Source organism: Lampropedia cohaerens (genome assembly GCF_001005215.1).
Taxonomy (GTDB): Bacteria; Pseudomonadota; Gammaproteobacteria; order Burkholderiales; family Burkholderiaceae_C; genus Lampropedia; species Lampropedia cohaerens.
Genome location: NZ_LBNQ01000022.1, coordinates 15,587 through 40,938, shown reverse-complemented (window position 1 = coordinate 40,938; position 25,352 = coordinate 15,587). Strand labels below are relative to the sequence as shown.

Annotated in this window: 18 protein-coding genes and 1 tRNA gene; 12 read left to right on the top strand and 7 right to left on the bottom strand. The window is 61.8% G+C overall.

The window, feature by feature from the left end:
* Positions 1 to 14: 14 nt before the first annotated feature.
* Complete coding sequence (locus AAV94_RS06395) at positions 15 to 1,256, bottom strand: multidrug effflux MFS transporter (RefSeq protein WP_046741505.1); 1,242 nt, start codon at positions 1,254 to 1,256, stop codon at positions 15 to 17.
* Positions 1,257 to 1,289: 33 nt separating this feature from the next.
* The gene (locus AAV94_RS06390; RefSeq protein ID WP_197408024.1) at positions 1,290 to 2,396 is read right to left on the bottom strand and encodes an NAD(P)-dependent alcohol dehydrogenase; all 1,107 of its coding nucleotides are present in this window, start codon (positions 2,394 to 2,396) and stop codon (positions 1,290 to 1,292) included.
* Positions 2,397 to 2,818: 422 nt separating this feature from the next.
* Here AAV94_RS06390 and AAV94_RS06385 point away from each other — a divergent pair, with 422 nt between their 5' ends.
* From AAV94_RS06385 to AAV94_RS06365, 5 genes are all read left to right on the top strand, one after another.
* A complete protein-coding gene (locus AAV94_RS06385; protein WP_084824787.1) occupies positions 2,819 to 4,363 on the top strand; it encodes an ABC transporter substrate-binding protein in 1,545 nt (514 codons plus the stop codon).
* A 349-nt stretch (positions 4,364 to 4,712) separates the two neighbouring features.
* Positions 4,713 to 5,783, top strand: a complete 1,071-nt coding sequence (locus AAV94_RS06380; RefSeq protein WP_197408023.1) for an ABC transporter permease — start codon at positions 4,713 to 4,715, stop codon at positions 5,781 to 5,783.
* Positions 5,780 to 6,709, top strand: coding sequence for an ABC transporter permease (locus AAV94_RS06375; protein ID WP_231731272.1), 930 nt, complete (start codon positions 5,780 to 5,782; stop codon positions 6,707 to 6,709). Before AAV94_RS06380 ends, AAV94_RS06375 begins: the two co-directional genes overlap by 4 nt.
* A 41-nt stretch (positions 6,710 to 6,750) precedes the next feature.
* Positions 6,751 to 8,703: a dipeptide ABC transporter ATP-binding protein gene (locus AAV94_RS06370; protein ID WP_231731271.1), complete on the top strand. Its 1,953-nt coding sequence runs from the start codon at positions 6,751 to 6,753 to the stop codon at positions 8,701 to 8,703.
* 88 nt (positions 8,704 to 8,791) lie between these two features.
* Positions 8,792 to 9,622, top strand: coding sequence for a TauD/TfdA dioxygenase family protein (locus AAV94_RS06365; RefSeq protein WP_046741588.1), 831 nt, complete (start codon positions 8,792 to 8,794; stop codon positions 9,620 to 9,622).
* Between the two features lie 211 nt (positions 9,623 to 9,833).
* On the opposite strand, the gene AAV94_RS06360 is transcribed toward AAV94_RS06365, so the two are convergent.
* The 3 genes from AAV94_RS06360 to AAV94_RS06350 all read right to left on the bottom strand — a co-directional run bounded on the left by AAV94_RS06360 (position 9,834) and on the right by AAV94_RS06350 (position 13,688).
* On the bottom strand, positions 9,834 to 11,363 hold the full coding sequence (locus tag AAV94_RS06360) for an ABC transporter substrate-binding protein (protein ID WP_046741502.1): 1,530 nt from the start codon (positions 11,361 to 11,363) through the stop codon (positions 9,834 to 9,836).
* A gap of 14 nt (positions 11,364 to 11,377) precedes the next feature.
* Positions 11,378 to 12,457, bottom strand: a complete 1,080-nt coding sequence (locus AAV94_RS06355; RefSeq protein ID WP_046741501.1) for a porin — start codon at positions 12,455 to 12,457, stop codon at positions 11,378 to 11,380.
* A gap of 151 nt (positions 12,458 to 12,608) precedes the next feature.
* The gene (locus tag AAV94_RS06350; protein WP_046741500.1) at positions 12,609 to 13,688 is read right to left on the bottom strand and encodes a TauD/TfdA family dioxygenase; all 1,080 of its coding nucleotides are present in this window, start codon (positions 13,686 to 13,688) and stop codon (positions 12,609 to 12,611) included.
* A 330-nt stretch (positions 13,689 to 14,018) separates the two neighbouring features.
* Between AAV94_RS06350 and AAV94_RS06345 the strand changes: the two genes are divergently transcribed.
* The 4 genes from AAV94_RS06345 (at position 14,019) to AAV94_RS06330 (ending at position 17,903) form a co-directional block, all read left to right on the top strand.
* Complete coding sequence (locus AAV94_RS06345) at positions 14,019 to 14,996, top strand: PDR/VanB family oxidoreductase (protein ID WP_197408022.1); 978 nt, start codon at positions 14,019 to 14,021, stop codon at positions 14,994 to 14,996.
* Positions 14,997 to 15,080: 84 nt separating this feature from the next.
* Positions 15,081 to 16,151 carry an acetamidase/formamidase family protein gene (locus AAV94_RS06340; protein WP_046741499.1) on the top strand — a complete coding sequence of 357 codons (1,071 nt, stop codon included), beginning with the start codon at positions 15,081 to 15,083 and terminating at the stop codon, positions 16,149 to 16,151.
* Between the two features lie 27 nt (positions 16,152 to 16,178).
* On the top strand, positions 16,179 to 16,775 hold the full coding sequence (locus tag AAV94_RS06335; RefSeq protein WP_046741498.1) for a nitroreductase family protein: 597 nt from the start codon (positions 16,179 to 16,181) through the stop codon (positions 16,773 to 16,775).
* Positions 16,776 to 16,937: 162 nt separating this feature from the next.
* Complete coding sequence (locus tag AAV94_RS06330) at positions 16,938 to 17,903, top strand: helix-turn-helix transcriptional regulator (protein ID WP_052754941.1); 966 nt, start codon at positions 16,938 to 16,940, stop codon at positions 17,901 to 17,903.
* Between the two features lie 93 nt (positions 17,904 to 17,996).
* On the opposite strand, the gene ygiD is transcribed toward AAV94_RS06330, so the two are convergent.
* Positions 17,997 to 18,821: a 4,5-DOPA-extradiol-dioxygenase gene (gene ygiD, locus AAV94_RS06325; RefSeq protein WP_231731270.1), complete on the bottom strand. Its 825-nt coding sequence runs from the start codon at positions 18,819 to 18,821 to the stop codon at positions 17,997 to 17,999.
* A 35-nt stretch (positions 18,822 to 18,856) separates the two neighbouring features.
* The gene (locus AAV94_RS06320) at positions 18,857 to 20,074 is read right to left on the bottom strand and encodes an aromatic ring-hydroxylating oxygenase subunit alpha (protein WP_046741497.1); all 1,218 of its coding nucleotides are present in this window, start codon (positions 20,072 to 20,074) and stop codon (positions 18,857 to 18,859) included.
* 473 nt (positions 20,075 to 20,547) lie between these two features.
* On the opposite strand from AAV94_RS06320, the gene AAV94_RS06315 reads away from it, so the two are divergent.
* The 3 genes from AAV94_RS06315 to mfd all read left to right on the top strand — a co-directional run bounded on the left by AAV94_RS06315 (position 20,548) and on the right by mfd (position 25,341).
* Positions 20,548 to 21,573 (top strand): class 1 fructose-bisphosphatase, encoded by a 1,026-nt coding sequence (locus tag AAV94_RS06315; protein ID WP_046741496.1) that lies wholly within the window; start codon positions 20,548 to 20,550, stop codon positions 21,571 to 21,573.
* Between the two features lie 52 nt (positions 21,574 to 21,625).
* A tRNA-Thr gene (locus AAV94_RS06310) sits at positions 21,626 to 21,701 on the top strand.
* 145 nt (positions 21,702 to 21,846) lie between these two features.
* Positions 21,847 to 25,341 carry a transcription-repair coupling factor gene (gene mfd, locus AAV94_RS06305; protein ID WP_046741495.1) on the top strand — a complete coding sequence of 1,165 codons (3,495 nt, stop codon included), beginning with the start codon at positions 21,847 to 21,849 and terminating at the stop codon, positions 25,339 to 25,341.
* Positions 25,342 to 25,352 lie beyond the last annotated feature (11 nt).

The following is a 25,352-nucleotide window of genomic DNA, read 5'->3' as shown; positions in this document are numbered from 1 at the left end:
CACAGGCGGAAAAGTCAACCTTTTTCCATCGCTGCGATCAGGGGGTGCCGCGCCAGCCACGTCAACAGGCCCCCTGCGACGCCGCCCACGCCAATCACGGTGGGCAGCATCTCGGCACTCGGGCCCATCGCACTTGCGATATAGCCAATGGCTGCCGACAGCAAGAACTGCATCATGCCGGTCAGCGCTGAGGCGGTGCCTGCATGCGTGCCTGCGTGGCTCATGGTCAGCGCCGTGAGATTGCCGATCACCAGGCCCAAGGCACCGGTGCTGAGAACCAGCAGGCCCGCGTACAGGACCATCGTGACATCTGTCTGATGTATCAGGACGGACAGGACCAGCCCTGCCAGCGCGTGCACGGCGATGCCCAGCAGCGCGATACGCGCAACTGGCCACTGTCTGCGCAGCAGATCCCGGGAGACGAATCCTCCAGCTATTACGCAGGCCGCATTGGCCGCGAAGACATAACTGAATTCACTGGGGGTCAAGCCGAAATGGCCGGTATACACAAACGCCGACGAACTGATGAAGACGATGAAGGAGCCAAAAAGTATGCCGCTGGCCAGCGTGTACACCATGAACGAAGCTCGGGTACATTGGCGGGCGTAGACGCCGAGAATGCGCGTCCATGAGTGCCTCACCCTTTTTCCGGGGGGCAGCGTCTCCGGCAGTTGCATCGCGCTCCACACCAGCGCCAGCATTCCGGTAGCGGCCAGCACGACAAATATCCAACGCCAGCTCGCATGTCCGACAATCACGCCACCGATGAGCGGCGCAAGAATGGGCACGACCATCATGACCTGCATGAGCAGCGAGAAAACCCGCGCAGATTCCGGCAGCACGCTGCGATCGGCAATCACCGCACGGGGTGTGACCATGCCGGCCGCGGCGCCCAATGCCTGTACGAACCGGGCCGCCAGCAACCACTGCACGTCGGGCGCGAGTGCACACATCAACGAGCCGAGCACGAACAAGCTCACCCCCAGAAGCAGCGGAACACGCCGCCCGAAGCGGTCCAGCAACGGGCCGTATAGCGCCTGACCGATCCCCATGCCGATCAGAAACACCACCACGGTGTTCTGCACGGCAGATGGCGACGCCGCCATTTCGCGCGCGATCTCCGGCATCCCGGGCAAATACATGTCGATAGAGAACGCGTTCAACGCGGTCAGCAGCGCCAGCAACACCACCTGCAGCACGGTAAACGCGGGCCGAGGCGCGTCAACGACGAGAGAGTCGGTCACCTTGAGGTTCATGGCCTGCGCTCCACCCGAGGCCCTGGCGCCTGCTCAGCGCACATGCAACGCCCGCGCCGGTTCCTGGACCTGCGCTGCAGCAGGTGCCTGCTCATCGGTCAGCGTAGCCATATCGATGACGAACCGATAGCGCACGTCGGCGCGCTCCATGCGTTCGAACGCCTCATTGATCTGGTCCATCCGGATCATCTCGACATCTGGCAGCACATTGTGCTGCGCGCAGAAGTCCAGCATTTCCTGGGTCTCGCGAATGCCACCAATGTGCGAGCCCGAGATGCGCCTGCGCCATCCCAGCACCGGCAACGAGCTGAAGCCGGGCATCGGGCCGATCTGCCCCACCAGCACCAGGGTGCCGTCGGCCTTGAGCAAGGGCAGGTATGGATCCATGCTGTGCGCGACCGGCACCGTATCCAGGATGACATCGAACGCATCCGCCGCACCTTCCATCGCAGCCACATCGCCCGAAACCAACACGCGGTGTGCGCCCAGCGCCAGCGCATCGGCCTCCTTGTCGGGGCTGCGGCTGATGACGGTGACGTGTGCCCCCATCGCGACGCCCAGTTTCACCGCCATGTGACCCAGGCCACCCAGGCCCACCACGGCCAACCGGGTGCCGGCGCCCACGTTCCAGGCGCGCAATGGGGAATAGGTGGTAATGCCGGCACACAGCAATGGAGCCGCACGGGTGACGTCCAGCGATGGCGGCAGGTGCAGACAGAACTCCTCTCGCACCACCATGGTCTTGGCGTAGCCGCCCATAGTGCGCTCTCCGGTGATGCGATCGACACCGTTGTAGGTACCCACACTCTTTTCCACGCACATCTGCTCCTCGCCGGCGGTGCAATAGCGGCACTGCAAACAGCTGTCTACCATGCAGCCCACGGCCACCAGCTCGCCCACTTTGAACGCACTGACCGCCTCACCCACCGCAGTGACGCGGCCGATGATTTCATGGCCGGGCACCACCGGATACACACTCCACTTCCAGTCGTTGCGCGCCGTATGCAGATCGGAGTGGCACACGCCGCAGTACAGCACTTCCATGGCCACATCCTCCCGGCGCAGCGCACGTCGCTTGAAGCGAAACGGTGCCAGCGAAGTATCACAGCTGTAGGCGGCATAACCGTAGGTATTCATCACAGGTCTTTCAGGAAGACGAGGCATCGACAAGGGCGGGCTTTCAGGCCCCATGCGTACAGACTCTGGCTTGCAAAACATGAATAGGCCACCAAGGTAGCTTGGGTCCACCAGCATTGCAGCGCTTTGCGCGGCAGCAAGATAGCACCGAAGCCACCTGCGAGGCGGCCAGACAAAAGTGCCGTGCACACGCAGGCCAGAACCCGTTCGCCCGCCGCACACAATGGGGCTGGCACGGCTTTCATCGGCACTACAACCGTCGCAGCGCGATTCGCCGATAGACAAGTATCCGGGCAGCGCCATACCAAACGCGGCACCGAAAAATTCTTAAGCTGAAAACAGGTGTACGCCTTGCGGACGATCGAAGTCGTGCAGGGCCGCTACACCGCTCCGCTTATCTACCCTCCACCGATGTAAGGAATCCGATGAAACGCCGAGCTTTCAACCAACTCGCTCCCGCCGGGGTGATGGCGCTATTGATGGGCAACCCAGTCGTTCAGCGCGCCGTTGCCCAGCAGGCCGGTGGCGATACGCTCACCCTCGCACTGCCCAACGATGTCGTGACCTGGGATCCCAATGCGCGCGTGCGCCCCAACCAGATCGAATTGCTCAAGGCCGTGTTCGCCCAACCGCTCGAATATGACAAGGACAGCAAGCTGCAGCCGAGTCTGATCAGCAAGTGGGAGTGGCTGGACGATACCGGCACCACCTTGGGGCTGCATTTCCGTGACGATGTACTGTTCCACAACGGCGACAGGTTCACCGCCGAAGACTTCAGGTTCTCCTTCTTCGAGCGTCCAAGGAGCGAACCCGACGTACAGCTGCGCTTCATCTGGAACACGCTCGATGACATCGAGATCGTCTCGCCCACGCAGGCCGTCATGCGCTTCAACAGCCCCATGGTGACCGCACCGGAATTCCTAGGGTTCACCGGCGCCTTCGTGGTTCCAAAGGCTTACTTCCAGAAGGTAGGGCTGGACGAGTTCGTACGCAAGCCCGTGGGGGCCGGCCCCTACAGACTGGTGGAGTACCAGCGCGACAGCCGTCTGGTGTTCGAAGCATTCGAAGACTACTTTGGCGGTGCCGCGCAGATCAAACGCGTCGTGGTGTTGATCGTCAAGGATCCCACCGCCCGTGTCTCGGCGCTGGAGGCGGGACAGGTCAACCTCGCGACCAACTTGCCGCTGCGCGAGGCCGAACGTCTGGGCCGCAACCCACGATTGAGAACGGCCATCACCCCGACCATCGACAACTATCTCATCAGTCTGGTCAACCGTGAGCCGTTCTCGGACAAGAACCTGCGTCTGGCCATGCACCACGCCATCGACAAGAAGGCGTTGACCAAGGCATTCTTCAACGACATCCCACAGGCCACCTACACGCTGGCGCCACCCGGCACGCCTGCTTACGATCCGGACTTCGTGTTCCCTTATGACCCTGCCAAGGCCATTGAGTATCTGGCCGCATCAGGCTTCGGGCCGGACAAACCCATTGCCATCAAGTTCTTCACCACACGGGGCGTCAATCCCAACGACTTCGAGATGGCACGCGCGATCACGCAGATGTGGTCCAAGGTGGGGATTGCCGCAGACCTGCAGGTCATCGATCCGCCGGTCTACCAGGCCAAAGCCGCTGCCGGTGAGCTGGAAGGCTGCATGCTCTGGCTGGGTGGCAACGCCACGGGCGATCCTGAACTGACCTCGGGCTACGCACTCAATCCACGCAAGCCATTTGCCGTGTGGCGCAGCGAGGACTGCGCCGAAAAGCTCGATCCCCTGTTCAAGGAAGCCGACTACGACAAGCGCATCGAAGGCTACAAGGCCTTCAACATCTGGGCCGTGCAGCAGGGCTACAGCCTGCCACTCATGCAAGGGGTGGTCAGCATCGTGCACACCGCAAGCCCCCCCGGCTACACCCCCTACGCCAGCGGCTGGGTACTGCCCTACCAGTGGCGCCCGAACCAGGCGTAAGTCTCCCTCCGTTGCGGATCGACGCAGATCGTGTGCTGCTGCACCCTCCGGTGCCGTCCGCGAACCTGCGGCACTGCCCCGCCAGTTATCCATGATGCGGTATCCCAACGCCTTCTGCGCAAGGCGTTTTTTCATGCCTGCGCACTTGTCGTGCCTTCGCGCGGGGCCCCCTGCGGACAAGTTGCGGTGCGCTACATGGCAAGAATCTGCATGGCACTGTCACTACCATGAAACCGTGCCTTGCAATAGCCAGAGCACGATGATGAACAGGGCACGCCGATTGCTTGGTATCCATGCATCGCAACCCCGCGCAGTAGAACGCAGCGCTCTAACCCACGGAAAACTGGTTATGGACACTCCCTCATCGCAACCACAGGCCGCGGCAGAACCGATGCCAGGCCACCTGGACTGGGCGCGAGCCTTGCTAGGAGCCGTCAAAAGCCTTTGGCGCATTGGCCTGCTGCTGTTCATTGCGCTGGTGGTATTCGTAGTGCTGCGCATGCTGCCATCCGACCCGGTCGCCATGATGCTTCCACCCGGTGCCAGCGAGCAGGATCGCATCGCGCTCACGCAGGACCTAGGGCTGGACAAACCGCTGCTGGTGCAGTTCGGTATCTGGCTCGGCAACGCCGTGCAAGGTGATCTGGGCAATGCCATCAACTCTGGCCAACCCGTCGTCGGCCTGATTCTGCAGGCCTTGCCGACAACACTGCAACTGGTGGTCCTGAGCCTGCTGTTCGGCGCCTTGCTCGGCGTGGCGGGCGGCCTGATTGCCTTTCGCTTTCGCCAGACGCCCATTGAGCGCGGCGTTCAGGTTGCCAACAGCATAGCCATCTCGATTCCCGAGTTTCTCTGGGCCATCCTGCTCATCCTATCGCTGGGTATTGGCTTGCAATGGCTGCCTTTTCTGGGACCGATCGATGCCAACCATTCGGTTCCTCGCCAAACTGGATTCCTGTTGATCGACACGCTGCTGGCAGGCGACCTGAGCGCGTTCGGCTCCGCACTCAAGCACATGGCCATGCCGGTGATCGCGCTGTCGCTCAGCATTGCGCCGCCGTTGATGCGCATCATGCACTCGAGCCTGATCGACGCGTATGCCGAGGACTACGTGGCCGCAGCCCGGCTACGTGGCCTGGACGAGAACCGCATTCTGGTGCGCCATGCGCTCAAGAACGCAGCGCTGCCCACCGTGGCCCTGCTGGGCCTGCAGGCCGGCACCTTGATGGGTGGCACCGTCCTCATCGAAACCATATTTGGCTTTCCTGGCATAGGCGGCCTGATGCTGCAGTCGCTGGCCGTCGCCGACATGTTCATGATCCAGGGCCTTGCGCTGACGTACGCCGTGGCGGTGCAGGCCATGAACACCCTCTCCGATATCGCTTTGTACATGCTCAATCCAAGGCTGCGTCTGCGATGAACACCACGACCTATCCTCACCCCCCGGCCTCCTCCACCGCCCCGCGGCCTCGGCCGCGCATGAGCAAGGCTGCTGCCTGGCTACGCGTGTTCTCGGATACCCGCGTCATGCTCGGCACTGCTGGTCTGGCGCTGCTGTTTCTCACCGCCATCTTTGCCCCTTGGCTTGCCCCGCACGACCCCAATGAGCAGGACTTGCTCAACACATTGTTGCCGCCAATGTGGGCAGCCGACGGCCTGCGTGCGTTTCCGCTCGGCACTGATTCGCTGGGGCAATGCATTCTGTCGCGCCTGATCTATTCCACCCGCGTGGTCGCCCTAGTCGCCGTGCTCGCCCCGCTGGGGGCCGCGCTGGTGGGAGTGCCCCTGGCCATCATGGCCGGCTACTGGGGCGGCAAGGTCGACTGGCTGATCATGCGCATGGTGGACGTTTGGATGTCCTTTCCCGCCGTGGTGCTGGCGATGGTGTTCATGGTGGCGCTTTCGCCCGGACTGACCAATGTGATCATCGCCATCGTCGCAGTGGACTGGACCCGCTTTTGCCGCGTACTGCGCAGCGAAGTCCTGGTACTGCGCCGGCGCGACTACATCGCCGCAGCCCGGCTGACCGGAGCGACGCCGTTGCAGGTCATTCGCAAGGACATCATGCCCGGCCTGATGCCAACACTGCTGGCATTGCTGAGCATAGAAATGGGTATCGCCATCATCGCCGAAGCGGTGCTCTCGTTCGTCGGTGTCTCGATGGCGCCGTCCACACCCACCTGGGGAATGATGATCAGCGACGGGCTCAAAAGCGTTTTCAGCGCACCCTATGGGCTGATCGCCCCCGTGGTCTGCATGATCGTGACCGTCCTGGCCTGCACCCTGCTGGGCGACGGCTTGCGCAAGAAGCTCGATCCCCGCCTGCTTGAGAGAGTCAGAGGTTAACCATGTCAGCCGTTCCCCAAACTCGCATACCCGTTCGCCCCTTGCCGGAGCAGCCCCTGCCGCCGGCGTTGTCTCCGGCGTGGACCGGCCAGCACACCGCCAGCCAGCCCGCCACGGAGCCGGTCGTGCTGGCAGTGGAAGGTGTCACCCTGATCGCGCGCAACCGCGACACCCATCAGGGACAACCTTCCGCCGGTATGGAAGTACTGCGCAAGATCTCCTTCAATGTGCGTCGCGGCACCACGCTGGCGCTGGTGGGTGAGTCGGGCGCAGGCAAAAGCATGATCGGCAAGGTGATCGCACGCCAGCTTCCGAGTGGTTTCGAGGTGACTGAAGGCAGCATCCACTTCGGCGATCAGGATCTGCTGCGCATCAGCAGCCAGGATCACCGGCGTCTGCTGGGCCGGCGCATTGCCTTCATACCGCAGGAGCCCATGACGGCTCTCAATCCGGTGCTGACCATCGGGCAGCAATTCATGGAACACCTGCAGCGTCTCGGCATGGGCACGCAGGAGGCGCGCACGCGCGCCATCGAAATGCTGGACGAAGTCAGATTGCCGCAGCCGGAAGCCATGCTGAACCGCTACGCCTTCCAGATCTCCGGCGGGCAGTGTCAGCGTGTGATGATCGCCATGGCATTTGCCAGCAATCCCGATCTGGTCATCTCGGACGAAGCCACCACGGCACTGGATGCGAGCACGCAGGCGCACATCATTACGCTGATTCGCAAGCTGCAGGCGCGCCGGGGCACGGGCGTGATCTTCGTCACGCATGACCTGGGCCTTGCCGCCCATGTGGCCAGGGACCTGGTCGTGCTCTACGCCGGCGAGACCATGGAGACCGGCCCCGCCAAAGCCATCTTCAAGCGGGCACTGCATCCCTACACCCTAGCGCTGCAGCGCGCCAACCCCGAACTCAGCGGCCCCCGGCGGCGTCTGTTTTCCCTGCCTGGCAGCATGCCCGGGCTGTCCGAGTTCCCGCATTTGCAAGGCTGCCGTTTTGCACCGCGCTGCGCCGTCTCGGACGCCCGCTGTGCACAGGCCGTGCCGGCGATGGTGACCAGTGGCGCGCAGGGCGGCCAGCACATGGTGCGCTGCGTACACGGCCATGCAGCGCCCTACCCCATCAACAGTCCCGGCGAGGAAGGCGAGCCCACGCAAGTGGCGGCCACGGGCGCGCTGGCGCCATCACCCACGCCGTTCCTGCAGATACGGCACCTCGAGAAGACATACCCTGGCAAGACGCGCGGGAGCGCAGGCACCCACGCCGTCAGCAATGTCTCCCTGGACATCGCACCAGGCGAGTTCATCGGAATCGTCGGGGAAAGCGGCAGTGGCAAGTCCACGCTGGCCAAACTCATCATGGGCCTGGAGAGCCCCAGTGGCGGCCAGATCTTCCTCAATGGCCAGCCGCTGACGATGGATGCCGAGCAACAGCGCCGCCGCATTGAGTCGATTCAGATGATCTTTCAGGATTCGCGCTCGGCGCTCAACCCGCGACGCAAGGTGCGCAGCCTGCTCACCCAGTCCATGGAGGTACACCCCAACCTGCACAGCGCTATTGAAGCGCGGGCTCGGCAACTGGCCGCCGATGTTGGCCTGGCCGCCGACATGCTCGATGCCTACCCGCCGCAAATGTCCGGAGGGCAACGTCAGCGCGTCAACATCGGCCGCGCCTTGTGTGAGCTGCCACAGCTGTTGGTTGCCGATGAAATCGTCTCAGGGCTCGACGTTTCTGTGCAGGCGCAAATCCTCAACCTGCTGCTCGCGCTGCGCAAGGAGCACAAGATCTCGCTGTTGCTGATCTCGCACGATCTGGCCGTGGTGCGCTACCTGTGCTCACGCATGCTGGTCATGCACCGCGGCCAGGTGGTGGAGCAAGGCCCGACCGAGCAGGTGCTGGCCCACCCGCAGCACCCCTACACCCGCAGTCTGATCCGGGCGGTTCCGCCAGCCGATACCGCCATGCCATGGCCGCAGGAAGAAGCCGCCTGACGATCCCCGCGACGTTCCGACCTTTCCAATCAACACAGCACGCATCCCCATGACAACGCCATACCACTACCAAAGCATTCACATCCCCATGACAACGCCATACCACTACCAAAGCATTCAAGTCGAGCCCTATGGCCCGCACCTGGGCGCAGAGATTTCCGGAGTGGATCTGACAATGCCATTGAGCGCGCTGCAGGTGCGCGAGCTGCAGCAGGCCATTCAGGACCACCTGGTGATCTTCTTCCGTGACCAGCCGCTCGACTTCGAAAGCCACCAGCGCTTTGGCCGCTACTTCGGTGAGCTGATTACCCATTCCGGCGGCGTCGGCGGGGTGGAAAACCAGCCATACGTCGTGCAAATCCACGCGGACGAGCATTCCACCGGCATTGCCGGGGAATCGTGGCACTCCGACCTCAGCTGCAACGAGGAGCCGCCCATGGGCAGCATCCTGTACCTGCATACCGTACCGAGGTTCGGCGGGGACACACTGTTTGCCAGCATGTACGCCGCCTATGAGGCACTGACCGACAAGATGAAACAGTACCTTGATGGCCTGTATGCCATACACGATGGCGAACACGTCTACCGCAAGTACACCACGGACGTGACCAGGCGCTTCCCCTCCCATGCGCACCCCATTGTGCGGCGCAACCCCGTGACCGGACGCAAAGCCTTGTTCGCCGACGCGCAATACACCACCGAAATCGTCGGCCTGCCGCGCTGCGAGTCCAAGGGCATATTGAACTTCCTGGCCGAGCACTGCCAGGACCCGGAGTTCCAGGTGCGCTTTCGCTGGCAGCCTCACTCCATCGCCTTCTGGGACAACCGCTACGCCCAGCACCATGCGGTGTGGGATTACTTTCCCCATGTTCGCTCCGGCTACCGCGTGACCATCAAGGGAGAACGCCCGGTCGCGTAAAGAAACGAACTCTGAACAGGATGCAGAGAGCGGGCGTGGCGATCAGGCATCAGCGCACGCGCCGCGCACGACCCCTTATTTTGATGCATGGACCTCGAGGTATTTCCGCTGCCCTTCCGGGCAGTTTTTTTTGGCATCTCGAAAAGAAAACCGCGCCAAATGGCGCGGTCAAGAACTGAAGAGCTAAAAAATGGATACACGAGTCCGTTGTTCATGCCTTCCAGTACGCCGGCAGCACCCAGCCATTGCTAAACGGGACATAACCGCGAACCGCGTTGGAACGCACCACGGTGGCGACGCCTTGCAGCAGCGGCAGCGAGTACCCCTCCCCCACCACCCAGGCCTCGAAGTCCTTGTACTGGGCAATACGCTTTTCGTAATCCACCTCCACCAGCAAGGGATCGAGCTTCTCCTTGATATCGTTGCTGCGCCAGACCGAGAAGATGGTGCTCGGATTGAGATACGAACCGGAATACAGCTCCGGATCGGCGCTGGAGTTGGTCCAGCACCATAGCATGGGGCCATCCATTTCGCCGGCCGCCGCACGCATCTGGAATTGCGGGCCGTCGATCACCTCCAGGTTGGCCTCAATGCCTACCCGCTTCCACATCTGCACCAGCGCTCGCGCGAGGTCGAAGTCCGAAGGTTGCGCGCCGTTGGTGGTATAGAAGGTGAAGGCCACTGGCTTCTCGGTGCTGTAGCCCGAAGCCTGCAGCAATTCAGCGGCCCTGGCCGGGTCGTAGGCAAACGTGAAGGTGTCGTCGTAAGAGGGTGTTCCCGGCGGCGACGGCGCATGCACGGGCTTGGCGACGTTGTTGAACAACGCCTTGCTCAAGGCCTGCTTGTCAATCGCGTGGTGCATGGCAAGGCGCACATTTCTGTCTTGCAGCACACCATGGTTGGCCATGTGGACGATATAGGTATCAACTGTGGCGCTCAGTTCGGCCGTGAGATTGGGCAACCCGCCCAGACGCACTGCTTCGCGCATCGGCACACCGTAGGTCAAATCGACCTGACCGGCTTGCACGGCAGACACGCGGGCGGTGGAATCCTTCACGATCTGTATGATGACGCGCTTGTACGACGGCACACCACCCCAGTAGCCCTCGAAGGCCTCCAGCACCATGCGGCTGTCCGCCTCGTACGCGATCAGGCGATAGGGGCCGGTACCCACCGGCCTGGCAATGAACGCTTCCTTGCCCACCTCCTCAAAATACTTCTTGGGTACCAGGAATGAGCCCGCAAAGCCAAGGTATTGCGGCGCCGTGACCATCGGTGCGGAGAAGTGCACGATGGCCTTGGTAGGCGTTGGCGTCTCGATATCCGTGATGACACCCCAGACATAGCCCAGCTGGAGGCTCTTGTCGGCTCTTGGTCGGTCCAGGAAGGTGAACTTGAAGTCCTCCGAAGTGAACTTGTCACCATTGTGAAAGTAGACATCATCGCGGAAGTCCAGCTCCAGTATCAATCCACTGTCGTCGGTCCAGCGATACGCCGTGATGACACCGGGGCTCAGCACCGAATCGGCGTTGTACTCCAGCGGCTGGTCGAACACACACTTGAACAGCGAGGTGACGTGGGGGCGCACAAACGCGATGGGATCCCAGGTGGGAACATCGTGGGGAAACGCAATGGTCAACGCCTGCATGCCCTGCGCCTGCACCACCCGCACGCCCGCCTGGGCAAGCAGGCCAGCAAGAGCGCCAGCGGGAGCAATCCTTACAAAATCTCTGCGTCGCATATAGCCATACTCCTTCAGAACATGTGCACCATACCCAGACGCACCGAGGTTTGCTCGCTGTTACTGGAATTGCCGAAGTAAAAACCGGCACCCTGGTTGGCCTGGATGCCGCTGGACGCCTTCATGTAGGAAACGGCGGTATAGAACCAGCTTCTGCGCGACAGGCTATACCACGCGCCCATCGTGGGCTGGTTCCATTTGGCGCCTGCCATACGCGAATGCTGCCATGCGACAAATGCGGTGACCTTGTCCGACGCCTTGATCTTGCTGCCTACTTCGAACACCTTCTGCCGCTCACTGTTGGTGCCCAGTTCCATCTTGGTGGTCGTTGCGTTTGCGACGATGTTGAAAGCGCCAAAATCGTAGGAACCACCCAGACCTATCGTCTCCTGCGTATCCAGCGTGACCGGCGTGCCGGTACCAGACATGGCCACGCCGAGGAAGTCGCTGAAGCCCATTTGCAGATCGGGGTAGACCGTGCCCCCTTTCTGGCGAAAGTACGCCGCTCCCAGGCTCAGCTTGTCGGTCTTGTATCCCGCACCCGCGCTCACGGTTTGCAAGCTGTTGGACGTTTTGGCGGCATACAGGGCCGTGAAGGTCAAACCACCGAGATCGGGCGAGGCGTAACGCACCGAGCCATCCACGCGGCCCCCGCTGATGCGGTCGAAATCGCCATGGTGGCCTGCGTAGGTGGTGGCCCAGCCTCCGATATTCAGCGGATTGAGGTAGTCCTTGATCGCGTCGTATTGGCGCCCGGCGCTGAAGTTGCCATAAGGGGTTTTCAGACCGACGAAGGATTGCCGGCCAAAGGCGCGCCCCCCCTGCCCGAACTGGCCCGTGCCGAGGTTCAAGCCCTGCTCCAGGGTGAAGTGCGCAGCGTAGCCCCCGCCCAGATCCTCCTGGCCCCTGAAGCCAAGGCGGTTGCCGAACAACACGCCATCCTTGAGCGCCGTCGTACTGCTCCCGCCCTCATTGCTGATGTAGGTCATGCCCACGTCAGCCACACCGTAGACCGTGACGGACGATTGCGCATGGGCCAGGGAACTCAGGCAGGATGCCGCCGTGAGTGTCGCAAGCAAAGGATATCTAGACATTGTCGTGGGCCATTTCAGAATTGAAGGGACAAGGAAATCCATTGCACCTGCCAGATAAGCAGCGCTAGGAACGTGGGGAAAGAGTGGGCCGCCCAGCATGCGGCCGCATGACAGCGCCGTTCAGACCGAACCGGCGCGATACGCGTTGCGTTTACTCGTCGGCCAGGCGCGGCACGGCTGCCTCAACGATGTGAAAGCGCCCTTGGTCATCGCTGGCGCTGGCGTCACGGTGCGCCTGCCGGCCCTGCACGACCGAACGTCCGAATGGCTTGACCAGCTTGCGCGGCTCGCGGGTATGCAACCACAGGCGCATCAGGTGGCGACGGCGCTGCGGCTCCGGATGGTCGAAAAACACCGTGCGCGAGTGCAGCGCGGCATAGTTCGAGAGCCACTGGATGTCGCCAGGACGGAAATCCATGTCGATAGCCATACCCTCTTCATAGGTAATGTCATCGAACAGCTTGAGCACCTCGATCTGCTCAGGCGTCAGACGCGGCACCTCCGGATACTCCTGGGCCGTAAATACGTAGGCAGAGCCGGCATAGATGCTGAAGACGTCATCAACCATGCTCACCACCGGCGACACATAGGTGTTGGCGGGTGCCTCGTGATCTTGGCGGCGCCAGTCCCAGTGGAACGGCTCAAGCAGCAACGGTGCCAGGTCCGGACGGCGCTCGAGGATCTCGTTGTAGATCTGCGCACCGGAGACCAGCCGCGACGCACCACCCTCCCTGGCTGGCCGCAGGCACATCAACGCCACCACGTCGGAGCTGTCCGAATGGAACGGCAACTTGTCGCGGATCTTGGCGGACAGCGCCCCCGGATCTTCGAGTTTCTTGTCCGAGGTGGCATACACGTGGCCGATCAGATCGCCCTTTTCGTTCTGCCGCATCGGCTCGCCCATGTGCACACCAAGGATGTAGTAAATGGCGGCCGACAATGCATCCGAATAAAGGTGCGTCTTCAGGCCTCGCACAAGGCGAAAGCCACGCCCTGTATTCAGATCCTCAAGCCACTCCGTTACTGCGTCCCGGCACACTACCAATGGGTAGTCCTGCGGGCTTACGAAGCGCAGATCAGGATCGTCCTCCACAAACCGCTCGCCCAGCGATTCCAGCTCCTGCACCTGTGCATCGCTGAGCATATAGATCCAGTCGGATTGCTGCACCAGCACATCACCGCGCCATGCCGCGGCAGTGCGTACGGGCTCCAAATCGATTACGGCTTGCATGAGTTTTCTCCTGTTTCCATCAGGTCGTTGCAAGGTCGGCCACACGCCACCTCGTTACTTGCAAGTGTCATCTCAACGTGCCAGGCGGTCTTGTTGCAGCGCGAACGAAAAATTGCAGCAGCAGCCATCCCATGGACAAGTGCTGATACGCATGGGAGCAAGACGCGTGCAAACCCCGTGCCTACACTGACTGGGAACTAGGGTGCGCATTGCTTTCACGTGCACCGCAACCATCAACCGTGAGGGCCCATCCTTATGTTTACTGCCATGGCCGAGCCCGCAACAGTGCGAGCAAACATGCCGGTAGCCAGTACGCCTGGCTATACACCCATGCAATTGCCCCGCGATGCCTTCGCCTGCCGGGTCACGCACTGGGAACTGGTGGGCGACGTAACAATCGTCTTCGAACTGGACGGCGCTGCAGCCGGACAGACCTATGCGCCCGGCGCGCACCTGGAACTCCTGCTGGAGGCCGGGCCCAGGCAATACTCGCTGTGCAACCGACCGGGTCGATGCTTTCGCCTGGCCGTCCAGCGTGAGGCGCATGGTCGCGGTGGTTCCATCGAGGTGTTCGAGCGCGTGCAACGCGGCGAAGCCTTATGGGTGCGTGGGCCCAACAATGTGTTCGCCGCCAGTTCGCTGATGCGCACGGAGCACGCGCTGTTGATCGCAGGTGGCATTGGCATCACGCCCATCCTGGCCATGGCGTACGCGCGGTTCGATGCCGGGCTCCCGTTCACGCTGCACTACAGCGGCCGCCATGCCCGCGACATGGCATTTGTCAGCGAACTCAAAGCCATGGCGGCACTGCGCCCTGATCTGGCCAGCATCCACCTCTACTGCACGCGGGACGCTGGCGGGCGCCGCGCCGACCTGGCCGAGTCACTGGGCATGTATGACGCGCGCACGGAGGTGTTTCTGTGCGGGTCTGGCCGACTGCTTGACGCGGTGCAGGACGCTGCATTCGCCCTGGGCTGGCCGGAGGAGGCCATTCACTTCGAGCGCTTCAGTGCAGAACTGCCCAAGCCCCAGGCTGGCGACGCGGAGTTCCAGGTCGAGATCGCGTCCACCGGACAGCGCATTACCGTGGGTGCTGAAGAAACGGTGGCCGACGCGCTGGCACGCTCAGGGGTGGTCATCCCCATCTCCTGCGCCGCAGGCGTCTGCGGCTCCTGCCGAACCAGGCTCCTCTCCGGCGAGGCCGATCACCGCGATCTTTTCTACAGCCCTGAAGAGCAGGCCGGGCAGACCGAATTCACGCCCTGCTGCTCACGCGCTCACAGCCCACTGCTGGTGCTGGACTTGTAAGCACCAACGCACCACAGCGATACCGCCAACACGCCAGGTTTTCTTTCCGCCCGCACGGGCAACTCGACGCAAAAGGCTCTCCACATGGCCCTCAATCCCTCCGCCCCTGAAACCCGCAACCATCCGGTACCGAACGCCTACCATCAGCTCTATGCCACGCCGGAGACGGTGCATTGGGGATACTTCGACCCGGCGCAGGCGCCAGTGCTCACCATTCAGAGTGGGGACTTGGTATACGCCGAAGCCCTGACCCATCACGCTGGCGACGACCCAGACTTGATGCTTGATGCGCGCAGCTGGCGCGTTTTCAAGGAGATCCCGGAGGAAGACCGCAACCCCGGTGTGCACATCATGACGGGACCGATCTTCATCCAGGATGCCAAACCAGGCGACATGCTGGAGGTGCGCTATCTCTCCATGACGCCGCGCAACCACTATGGCTCCAACCTGGCGGCCAACTGGGGCCATCTTTACCAGGAATTTGACGAGACCGAGCGCATCACCATCTATGAGCTCGATCCCAACTCCAACAATGCCAGCGCGATATATGCCTACGACGTCAAGGAAAAGTACATGACGCCCGGCCGCATCACCCGCTGCCCGGAGTGTGACCGCCAGACTGCCCTGAACGGCGTGCGCGTGCCGGTACGCCCCCATCTTGGCACCGCTGGCGTGGCACCGGCTGTCAATGGCCGCACCAGCACCATTCCCCCCGGCCTGCACGGTGGCAACATCGACAACTGGCGCATCGGCGCGGGTGCGACGATGTACTACCCCGTGGCCGTTGAGGGCGCCCTGTTTTCCATCGGCGACCCGCACGTTTCTCAGGGCGACGGCGAAGTCAGTGGAACGGCCATCGAATCGTCGCTGAACGTGACGATGCAAATCATCCTGCGCAAGGACTTCCACTTCCCGTCGCCATTGCTCGAAACACCGGAATTCTGGATCGTGCATGGCTTCGACGAAGACATGAACCAGGCCGTGCGCAACGCCAGTGTCGACGCCATCAAGCTGCTGACCGAGCAATTGCGCCTGAGTCGCAATGATGCGTACTCCCTCCTGAGCGTAGCCGGCGATCTGGGCATTACGCAGGTCGTCGATTCACGCCAAGGCGCACATCTGCGCATCCCGCGCAACATTTTTCCAAAACTGTAAGTTCATTACCTGAAAGGAACCCACTCCATGTCAACCACCATCGACCTGCTCAGACAGCGCCGTACCCAGTACGCGCTTGACAAGACATTACCGATCAGCCGGGAAGCCACCACCGAGCTGATCCAGCAAGCCGTCGAGGCTGCTCCGTCGGCCTTCAATTCTCAAAGCTCACGCGTTGTCATTCTCTTTGGCGGTGCCAGTGACAAGGTGTGGACTTTTGCCAAGGATGCACTACGGCCACTGATCCCTGCCGATGAATTTGCCGACACGCAAGCGAAGCTAGACGGCTTTGCCGCAGGCGCAGGGACCATTCTGTTCTTCGAGGACCAGGGCGTGATCGCTGGTTTGCAAGAGCAGTTTGCGGCCTATGCCGACAACTTCCCAGTCTGGTCCGAGCAGTCCAGCGGCATGGCACAACTGGCGGTTTGGACGGCCCTGGCCGAAGCCGGCATCGGCGCGAGCTTACAGCACTACAACCCGCTTATCGATGCAGTCATCGCTGCGGAATGGGGCATTCCCGCGGAGTGGACGCTGCGGGCGCAGATGCCTTTTGGTGCCAACGCTGCACCATTTGGCGACAAGGCCGTCATGCCGCGTGACGCGCGTTTCAAAGTATTTGCCTGAACGCCAGGAAATCCCCTTGACGGGGGCCACGAACACCTCGCACCTAGTCCGGTAGCGAGGTTTCTTTTTGCCCGCGCCGATGCGTTCGAACTGGCCCGATTATTGCGTGGATGCTACTTATAAAAATTACCACTCGATGCCCCTGGGGCGAGAGGAGTCACGATGCAAGATCCCCACGTTTGGAAAGTATCCACCACCCAATTTGGCGCAATCAACTGCGCAGAGAAGTGGAACGAAACCCTGCACCGCGTCCACCTGCCTCCCGCCCAGGCCCGTGACACGCAGGCACGTGGCGTTACAGCCGACCTGATCACGGTAACATCGCCGCAGGGACTGGAGTTCACCCGCATCCACGCATCGCCCCAGACCATGGCCGGCAAGCTCTCGCCGCAGCCATATTCGCTGTGGATCAGCATTGTCGATGCCGATTCCGTGGCCTTGCGGCACAAGGGCCGCACTATTCGGATCCACCGGGGCGACATCATGTTCGGGTCTACCGGAACGGATGCCAGCCTCTCCATCGACTCTGACTTCGAGATGCTGTACATCAAGGTGCCACGCACTTTGCTGCACCACCGGCTGCTCAACCCTACCCTGCTGGGGGTTGGTCACCTGTCGGCCAGCGAGGCGCTCAACGACGTGTTCGCTCGCTTTCTGACCTGCGTGTCGAAAAATCTCGAAGGCATCACGGCGCACTCCATGCGGCCCATCGAGGTCACGGTGCTGGAGTTTCTTGTCTCGAGCATCGCGCCGCACACCATGATCGAGGCGTTTGGCAGCAGCGGCAAGCTGATGCACTACCAGCAGATTTGTGATTCCATAGAGAACCAGCTCAAGGAGCCTAATCTGAACCTTGGCACCATCGCGCAACAGGAGGGCGTGTCACCGCGATACATTCAGAAGCTCTTCGAAATGGCGGGCACCAGCTTCAGCCAGTACGTGCGTGAACGCCGACTGGAACACTGCCGCAGTGAACTGCTCAGTAAGGAGCACAGACATCTGTCCATCTCCGACATCTGCTTTCGCTGGGGCTTCAATGACGCGGCGCACTTCAGCCGCTCATTCCGCATCCAGTACAACGAATCGCCGCGCGCCTGCCGCCAGGCGGTATTCCCGCAAGCGGCGTAGACATCACCGCACTGGGACACAAAACTCCTGCCAGACACAGCGTGCCTGGCAGGAAGTTCATCCAGGCTGCATCATCACGGTCGTTATGGCGCTTCAGGCCATTATGGCGTCAGATTCTGCCACCGCCCTTTGCTTGGTCGGCGTGAATGAGAAACTTAGCATACTCAGCGATCCGTGGATGCAGACCGGGGTTGAGAACGCTACCGTATCACTGGCATCTCGGCTGCCCAACACATACAGCAACGGCAGGTAGTGATCGGCGCTGGGAATAGACCGCTGTGCATCCAGCCCAAGCTTGGGAAAGTCAACCAGCTTGCGTTGTTCGGCCCCGTCTTCGATCGACTGCCGCACCAGCGACTGGAAACGTTCAGCCCAGTCAAAGACGCGCTCGGGCCGCGACCAATCCATTGCACCGAGGTTGTGCACGACGTTGCCTGAGCCAATGATCAGAATTCCACAGTCACGCAATGCGCGCAGTCTTTGCCCCATCTCGTAGTGATAGGCAAGCGGCTGTGTCACATCGATGCTGAGCTGCAGTACTGGAATCTGTGCGTTGGGATAGGCATGCACCAGCACTGACCAGGCACCATGGTCCAGCCCCCAGGTCAGGTCCATCTTCACGGACGCTGGCGCTAAGGCTTGTGCAATCTCACGGGCAATTTCAGGGCTGCCTGGCGCCGGATACTGGACCTCAAACAGTGCGCGTGGAAAGGCGCCGAAATCGTGGATTGTCCGTGGCTGCTCCATTGCTGTGACCGCCACCCCGCGCGTCAGCCAATGTCCAGAAATCACCAGGATCGCCCTCGGAATGGGGACTTCGTCCACGAGCGTTGCCCAGCTTCGCGTAAAGACGTTGTCATCCAGCGCATTCATGGGATTGCCGTGGCCGATGAACAACACCGGCATTCTCTGCATCATCACCGCTCTCCTTGCGCAACAAGTAAAGCCGACACTCAAGCCACCTTTGCAACTTGAATCGGAATCGTCTTGCGCGAAGAGCCGATGCGTGACCACGTATCCTGATAGCGCTTGACCGCCCACTGGTTGAAGTCGCTCTGGGCCTGCTCCTGCCACGAATAGCGCCCGCGCACCGCGTAGCGCGAGCGCAGGCCTTCCTGCACCAGTTCGTCCACATGCAGATCCTGCGCAACGATGTCGTTGGTGGCGTTGATCACCATATCCAGCTTGTACTGGAAAGCCGGATCCTTCATGGCTCCTGGAGCGCACAGAATGCCTGTGTCATTGAAATGGTGTTCAGGGCCATCAGCACGCAAGATCAGGTACATCACCATGTCACTGGTGAGCACTAGCGACAACGATGGCGGCACATTGACGAACAGAAACCGGTTACGCTCTTCGGTGGTGAGCTTGGGAAACACGGGCAACACGGCTTTCTGCGTAGGGTTAAAGCTTGCGTCTGCGTGCAACGTTCCGTTAGTGCGGTAGTACCCGGCCGTATCCGCAGGCAGGTCCGTCGGGAACTTCGCCAGCGCGCTGGGGGCAAAATCGTGTAGAGGGCCATGGTGAAGGCGGTTGGCGTGATAGCCGTCATTGTTGTTCTCCATCATCACCTTCCAGTTCCACGCGTAGCGCGGGGCCGGCATAGGCCTTGGGCCTTGCGCCGCAGACAGCTCGTAGTTCTCCAGTACTTTGTCGATGGCCCTCAGGCGCGGGGCGAGCGGCGGCGCCTCTTGATCAAAGTTAACGAATACGAAGCCTTGCCAGATTTCAACCTTCAACGTCGGCAGACAAAAGTCCTTCTTATTAAAGTTGGCAGTCCTGTCCATCTCCGGCGCGCCGATCAGCTCGCCATCAAGGCTATAGGCCCAATGGTGGTAGGGACACAGAAAGGCACGCGTGTTGCCCGAACCCTCGGCCACGAGCATGGCGCGGTGCTGGCATACCGCGGACATGGCCTTAATCTCGCCGGCGCGGTTACGCGCCACGATCAACGGCTCACCAATGATCTTGGTGGTGAAGTAGTCCCCCGCGTTGGGCACCCAGTCCTCGCGCCCCAGGCACAGCCACTCGTGATTGAATAGGGCTTCCTTCTCGAACTCATAGAATTCCGCGTCCGTATAGCAAAGTGGTGGCAGCGTATTGGCATCCGCCAGCGCCTCAGCAGAGCTGCTCAGCCCGTCAAAAAAAGCATCGTTGTAAAAATTCACCATAAACCACCTTCTATTGATGTCATCCAGTATTGGTTGAGGACATAGCCTGAGAGGAAGCGCCTCTGGCTATGTGAATGGATGTGGTTGATGGTAGGTAAAGCCCACCAAGAGGTCTTGGCGACGCATGCACGAAAATTGGTGCAGGCATGCACCATCGCACTCTTGTTAGAGAGTGACATTAGCCGGCCCCCTCGCAACGTTCATGCGACGGTGGGCAATGTTGGTTCACAATACGAGCACTGTTTGGTGCAGGGACCTTCATTGCAAGCCTCTACGCATTCCGCGCTGTCGGCCTTCAGCCTTTATGAGTTGTGGCGTTTTCGTGAACCATTACCCGTATAGAGCAAGCTTCACCGGCTGCACATCACGCGCGATGATTCGTCCTCTTTACCAAGATTCCGCATGCCTTTGCTCAAGAACGCTAAGGCGAAGAGCATGAATACAAAGTCATTGTTTTGGATCAAATTTTTAGTATGTCCAAGAAAGTCTCCCTCACCCGCTATCTTGTCGAGCAGCAGCGTGTCGACGGCCTGATCCCCGGCCAGCTGCGCCTGCTGATCGAGGTGGTCGCGCGCGCCTGCAAGCGCATCAGCTTTGAGATCAACAAAGGCGCCCTGGGCCACGTCATGGGCTCGGCTGGCAGCGAGAACGTGCAAGGCGAGGTCCAGAAGAAGCTCGACATCATCGCCAACGAGGTGCTGATCGAGGCCAACGAATGGGGCGGCCACCTGGCGGCCATGGCCAGCGAGGAAATGGAGGGCATCTACGTCGTGCCCAACCGCTATCCGCAAGGCGAATATCTGCTGCTGTTCGATCCGCTCGATGGCTCCTCCAATATCGACGTGAACGTCAGCATCGGCACCATCTTCAGTGTCCTGGAAAAGCCTCAGGATCATCCTGGCGTGACGGTGGACGACTTTCTGCAGCCAGGCAGCAAGCAGGTCGCCGCCGGCTACTGCATCTTCGGCCCACAGACCACGCTGGTACTGACCGTCGGTGACGGCGTGGCCATGTTCACGCTGGACCGCGAGCAAGGCTCGTTTATCCTCGTTGAGGAAAACATCAGGATTCCCGAAGACACGCAGGAGTTTTCCATCAACATGAGCAACATGCGGCACTGGGATCCGGCCATCAGGCGCTATATCGACGAGTGCCTAGAGGGCGCCGATGGCCCGCGCGGCAAGAATTTCAACATGCGCTGGATTGCCTCGATGGTGGCCGACATCCATCGCATTCTCTGCCGTGGCGGCATCTTCATGTATCCGTGGGACAAGCGCGAGCCGCAAAAGCCGGGCAAGCTACGCCTGATGTACGAGGCCAACCCGATGGGCTGGCTGATCGAGCAGGCCGGCGGTGCAGCGAGCACCGGGCACCAGCGCATCCTGGAAGTGCAGCCTTCGCAGCTGCATCAACGCGTCTCCGTCATCATGGGTGCCAAGAATGAGGTCGAGCGCATTGACCGCTATTACCAGGAGCTTGAGGCGAGTGGCAATAATTAGGCAGACTTGCATCGGCAGCGGTTTTGCCACGCTATAATGGCTGGCTTTCATCGCCGCTTTAGCTCAGTTGGTAGAGCAGTTCATTCGTAATGAAAAGGTCGCCAGTTCGAATCCGGCAAGCGGCACCAGTTTTGTGCGGCGCCTAGCAGCGCCCCTTTTGAAGACGCCATCTTTTTCAAGATGGCGTTTTTGTTCGTGCCGTGCGCTGGCAGACGGCGCCGCTGCGGTCTGCTGTAAAGCTCTCTCACGTTCCGCGATGGACGTGCGCCCTGTATGAACCTGCCCAAACTCACCCCTGGCCAGCGCTATACCATGCCCATGCCGGTGGGCTCAGCCGATGCATTGCTGCTGGCGCAGATGGCCACACGCGAGAAAGCGGCCGGCAAACGCTTGGCCGTCGTCACAGCCGATGCGCGCGATGCGCTGCGCCTGTTGCGGGAGATGGTGTTCTTCGAACCGGCTTTGAAAGCCGTGCTGTTTCCCGACTGGGAAACGTTGCCCTACGACAGCTTTTCGCCGCACCAGGATCTCATCAGCGAGCGGCTGGCCACGCTCTGGAGCATTCTGCAGGGCGAGGCCGATGTGCTGCTCATCCCCGCGACGACGGCGCTGTACCGGCTGGCTCCGCCGTCTTTTCTTGCAGCCTACACCTTCCATTTCAAGACGGGCCAGAAGCTCGACGAGGCCCGCCTGAAAGCGCAGCTGACCATGGCCGGCTACCAGCATGTCGGCCAGGTCGTCAGCCCGGGCGAGTACGCCGTGCGCGGCAGCCTGATCGATCTGTTTCCCAGCGGAGCGGCCCTGCCCTACCGCATCGACCTGTTCGATGACGAGATCGACTCCATCCGTACCTTCGATCCGGACAGCCAGCGCAGCCAGTATCCGGTGCCGGAAGTCCGCCTGCTGCCCGGACGCGAATTTCCGATGGACGAGCCAGCCCGCAAGCGCTTTCGCAGCCGCTGGCGCGAGCTGCTGGAGGGCGACCCGACCAAGAGCCGCATCTACAAGGACATTGGCAACGGCGTGGCAACCGCCGGCATCGAGTACTACCTGCCCCTGTTCTTCGAGGAAACGGCCACCGTATTCGACTACCTGGGCGAGGCCACCACGCTGGTGCTGCATGGCCCGCTGGATGCCGCGCTGCAACGCTTCTGGGACGACACGCAGGAGCGTTACCGCCTCATCGCTGGCGATGAGGAGCGCCCGGCACTGCCGCCACCGGCGCTGTTTCTCAGCAGCGAACAGTTCTTTGCCCTGTGCAAGCCGCTGGCCCAGCTTTCGCTGCGCCCGGCTGCCAGCGAGGAAGCCGCACGCAGCGAGGCACGCCACAGCAGTGCGGAATTCGCCGCCCTGCCCGACATCTCCGCCGTACGCGGCAGCGACGACCCGCTCTCGCGCCTGCAGGCCTACCTGCGCAACACCCCTCAGCGCGTACTGATACTGGCCGAGAGCGAAGGCCGGCGCGAGAGCCTGGGAGACTTCCTGCGCGCCAGCAGCCTGAGCACGCCCGGCTTCGATTCCCTGGCCGAGTTCCAGGCCAGTCCCGAGAAGATCGGCATCGCCACCAGCGCCCTGCAGCGCGGCTTTGGCTGGCTGGAAGGCGGCATTGATTTCGTCACCGAGACGGAGCTGTTCAACACCGAGCCGACCGCGCGCAAGCGCCGCCGCCACGAGCATGCCAGCAACGTCGAGCACATGGTGCGCGATCTGGCCGAGCTCAAAGTGGGCGATCCGGTGGTGCATGCCCAGCACGGCATTGGCCGCTATCGCGGGCTGGTGCACATGGACATGGGCCAGAAAAACCCGGATGGCAGCCCCGCCCTGCAGGAATTCCTGCACCTTGAGTATGCGGGCGAAGCCGTGCTGTACGTGCCGGTCAGCCAATTGCAGCAGATCAGCCGCTACAGCGGCGTGGCCGCCGACGAGGCGCCGCTGCACCGGCTCGGCTCCGGCCAGTGGGAAAAGGCCAAGCGCAAGGCCGCCGAGCAGGTGCGCGATACGGCAGCCGAACTGCTCAACATCTACGCACGCCGCGCTGCGCGTCAGGGCCACGCATTCCGCTTCAACGCCGCCGAGTACGAAGCCTTTGCCAAGGACTTTGGTTTTGAGGAGACACCCGACCAGCGCGCGGCCATTCACGCTGTGATTCAGGACATGATCAGTCCGCAGCCGATGGACCGCCTGGTCTGCGGCGATGTGGGCTTCGGCAAGACGGAGGTCGCGCTGCGCGCGGCATTCGTGGCCGTGCTGGCAGGCAAGCAGGTGGCCTTTCTTGCGCCCACCACGCTGCTGGCCGAGCAACACTACCTGACACTGACCGACCGTTTCTCGAAGTGGCCCGTGAAGGTCGAGCAGATGAGCCGCTTTCGCACCACCAAGGAGATCAACGCAGCCATCAAGGGCTTGGCCGACGGCTCAGTGGACATCGTCGTGGGCACGCACAAGCTGCTGTCCTCGTCGATCGACTTCAAGAACCTGGGCCTGCTCATCATCGACGAGGAGCATCGCTTCGGCGTGCGCCACAAGGAGGCGATGAAGGCCCTGCGCGCCGAGGTGGACGTGCTGACACTGACTGCCACGCCAATCCCGCGCACGCTGGGCATGGCGCTCGAAGGCCTGCGCGACCTGTCGGTCATCGCCACCGCGCCGCAAAAGCGCCTGGCCATCAAGACCTTTGTGCGCAGCGAAAGCCAGGGCGTGATCCGCGAGGCGGTGCTGCGTGAGCTCAAGCGCGGCGGGCAGGTGTACTTCCTGCACAACGAGGTCGAGACCATCGAGAACCGGCGCGAGAAACTGCAGGAAATCCTGCCCGAGGCGCGCATTGCCGTGGCCCACGGGCAGATGCCCGAGCGCGAGCTCGAGCGCGTCATGCGCGACTTCGTGGCGCAGCGCTACAACCTGCTGCTGTGCTCGACCATCATCGAGACCGGCATCGATGTGCCGACGGCCAACACCATCGTCATCAGCCGCGCCGACAAGTTTGGCCTTGCACAGCTGCACCAGCTGCGCGGGCGCGTCGGCCGCAGCCACCACCAGGCCTATGCCTACCTGCTGGTGCCGGACGTGGAAAGCCTCAGCCGCCAGGCCCAGCAGCGCCTGGATGCAATTCAGGACATGGAGGAGCTGGGCTCGGGCTTTTACCTGGCCATGCACGATCTGGAAATCCGCGGCGCCGGTGAGGTGCTGGGTGAAAACCAGAGCGGCAACATGATGGAAATCGGCTTTCAGCTCTACAACGAGATGCTGGCCGATGCCGTCAAGGCGCTCAAGGCCGGCAAGGAGCCGGACCTGCTCAGCCCGATGCAGGCGGTCACCGAGATCAACCTGCACACGCCCGCGCTGCTGCCCAACGACTACTGCGGCGACGTGCATCTGCGCCTGTCGTTCTACAAGCGGCTGGCAACGGCCGACAGCATCGAGCAGGTCGATCTGCTGCTGGAGGAAATTGTCGACCGTTTCGGCAAGCCGCCCGAGCCGGTGCAGGCGCTGATCGACACGCACCGCCTGCGCATTCTCTGCGAGCCCTACGGCGTGCAGAAGGTCGATGCCGCGCCCGGCGCCATCACGATCGCGTTTCGTCCCAATCCGCCGGTGGAACCGCTGCGCATCATCGAGATGATCCAGAAGAACCGCCACATCAAGCTGGCCGGCAACGACAAGCTGCGCATCGAGCGGGAACTGCCGGCCATGAAGGACCGCGTGCAGATGGTGCGCGATGTGCTGCGCAACCTGGGGCAGCCGCGCACCGAGGCTGCTGCCGTGGAGTGATGCAACCGGTC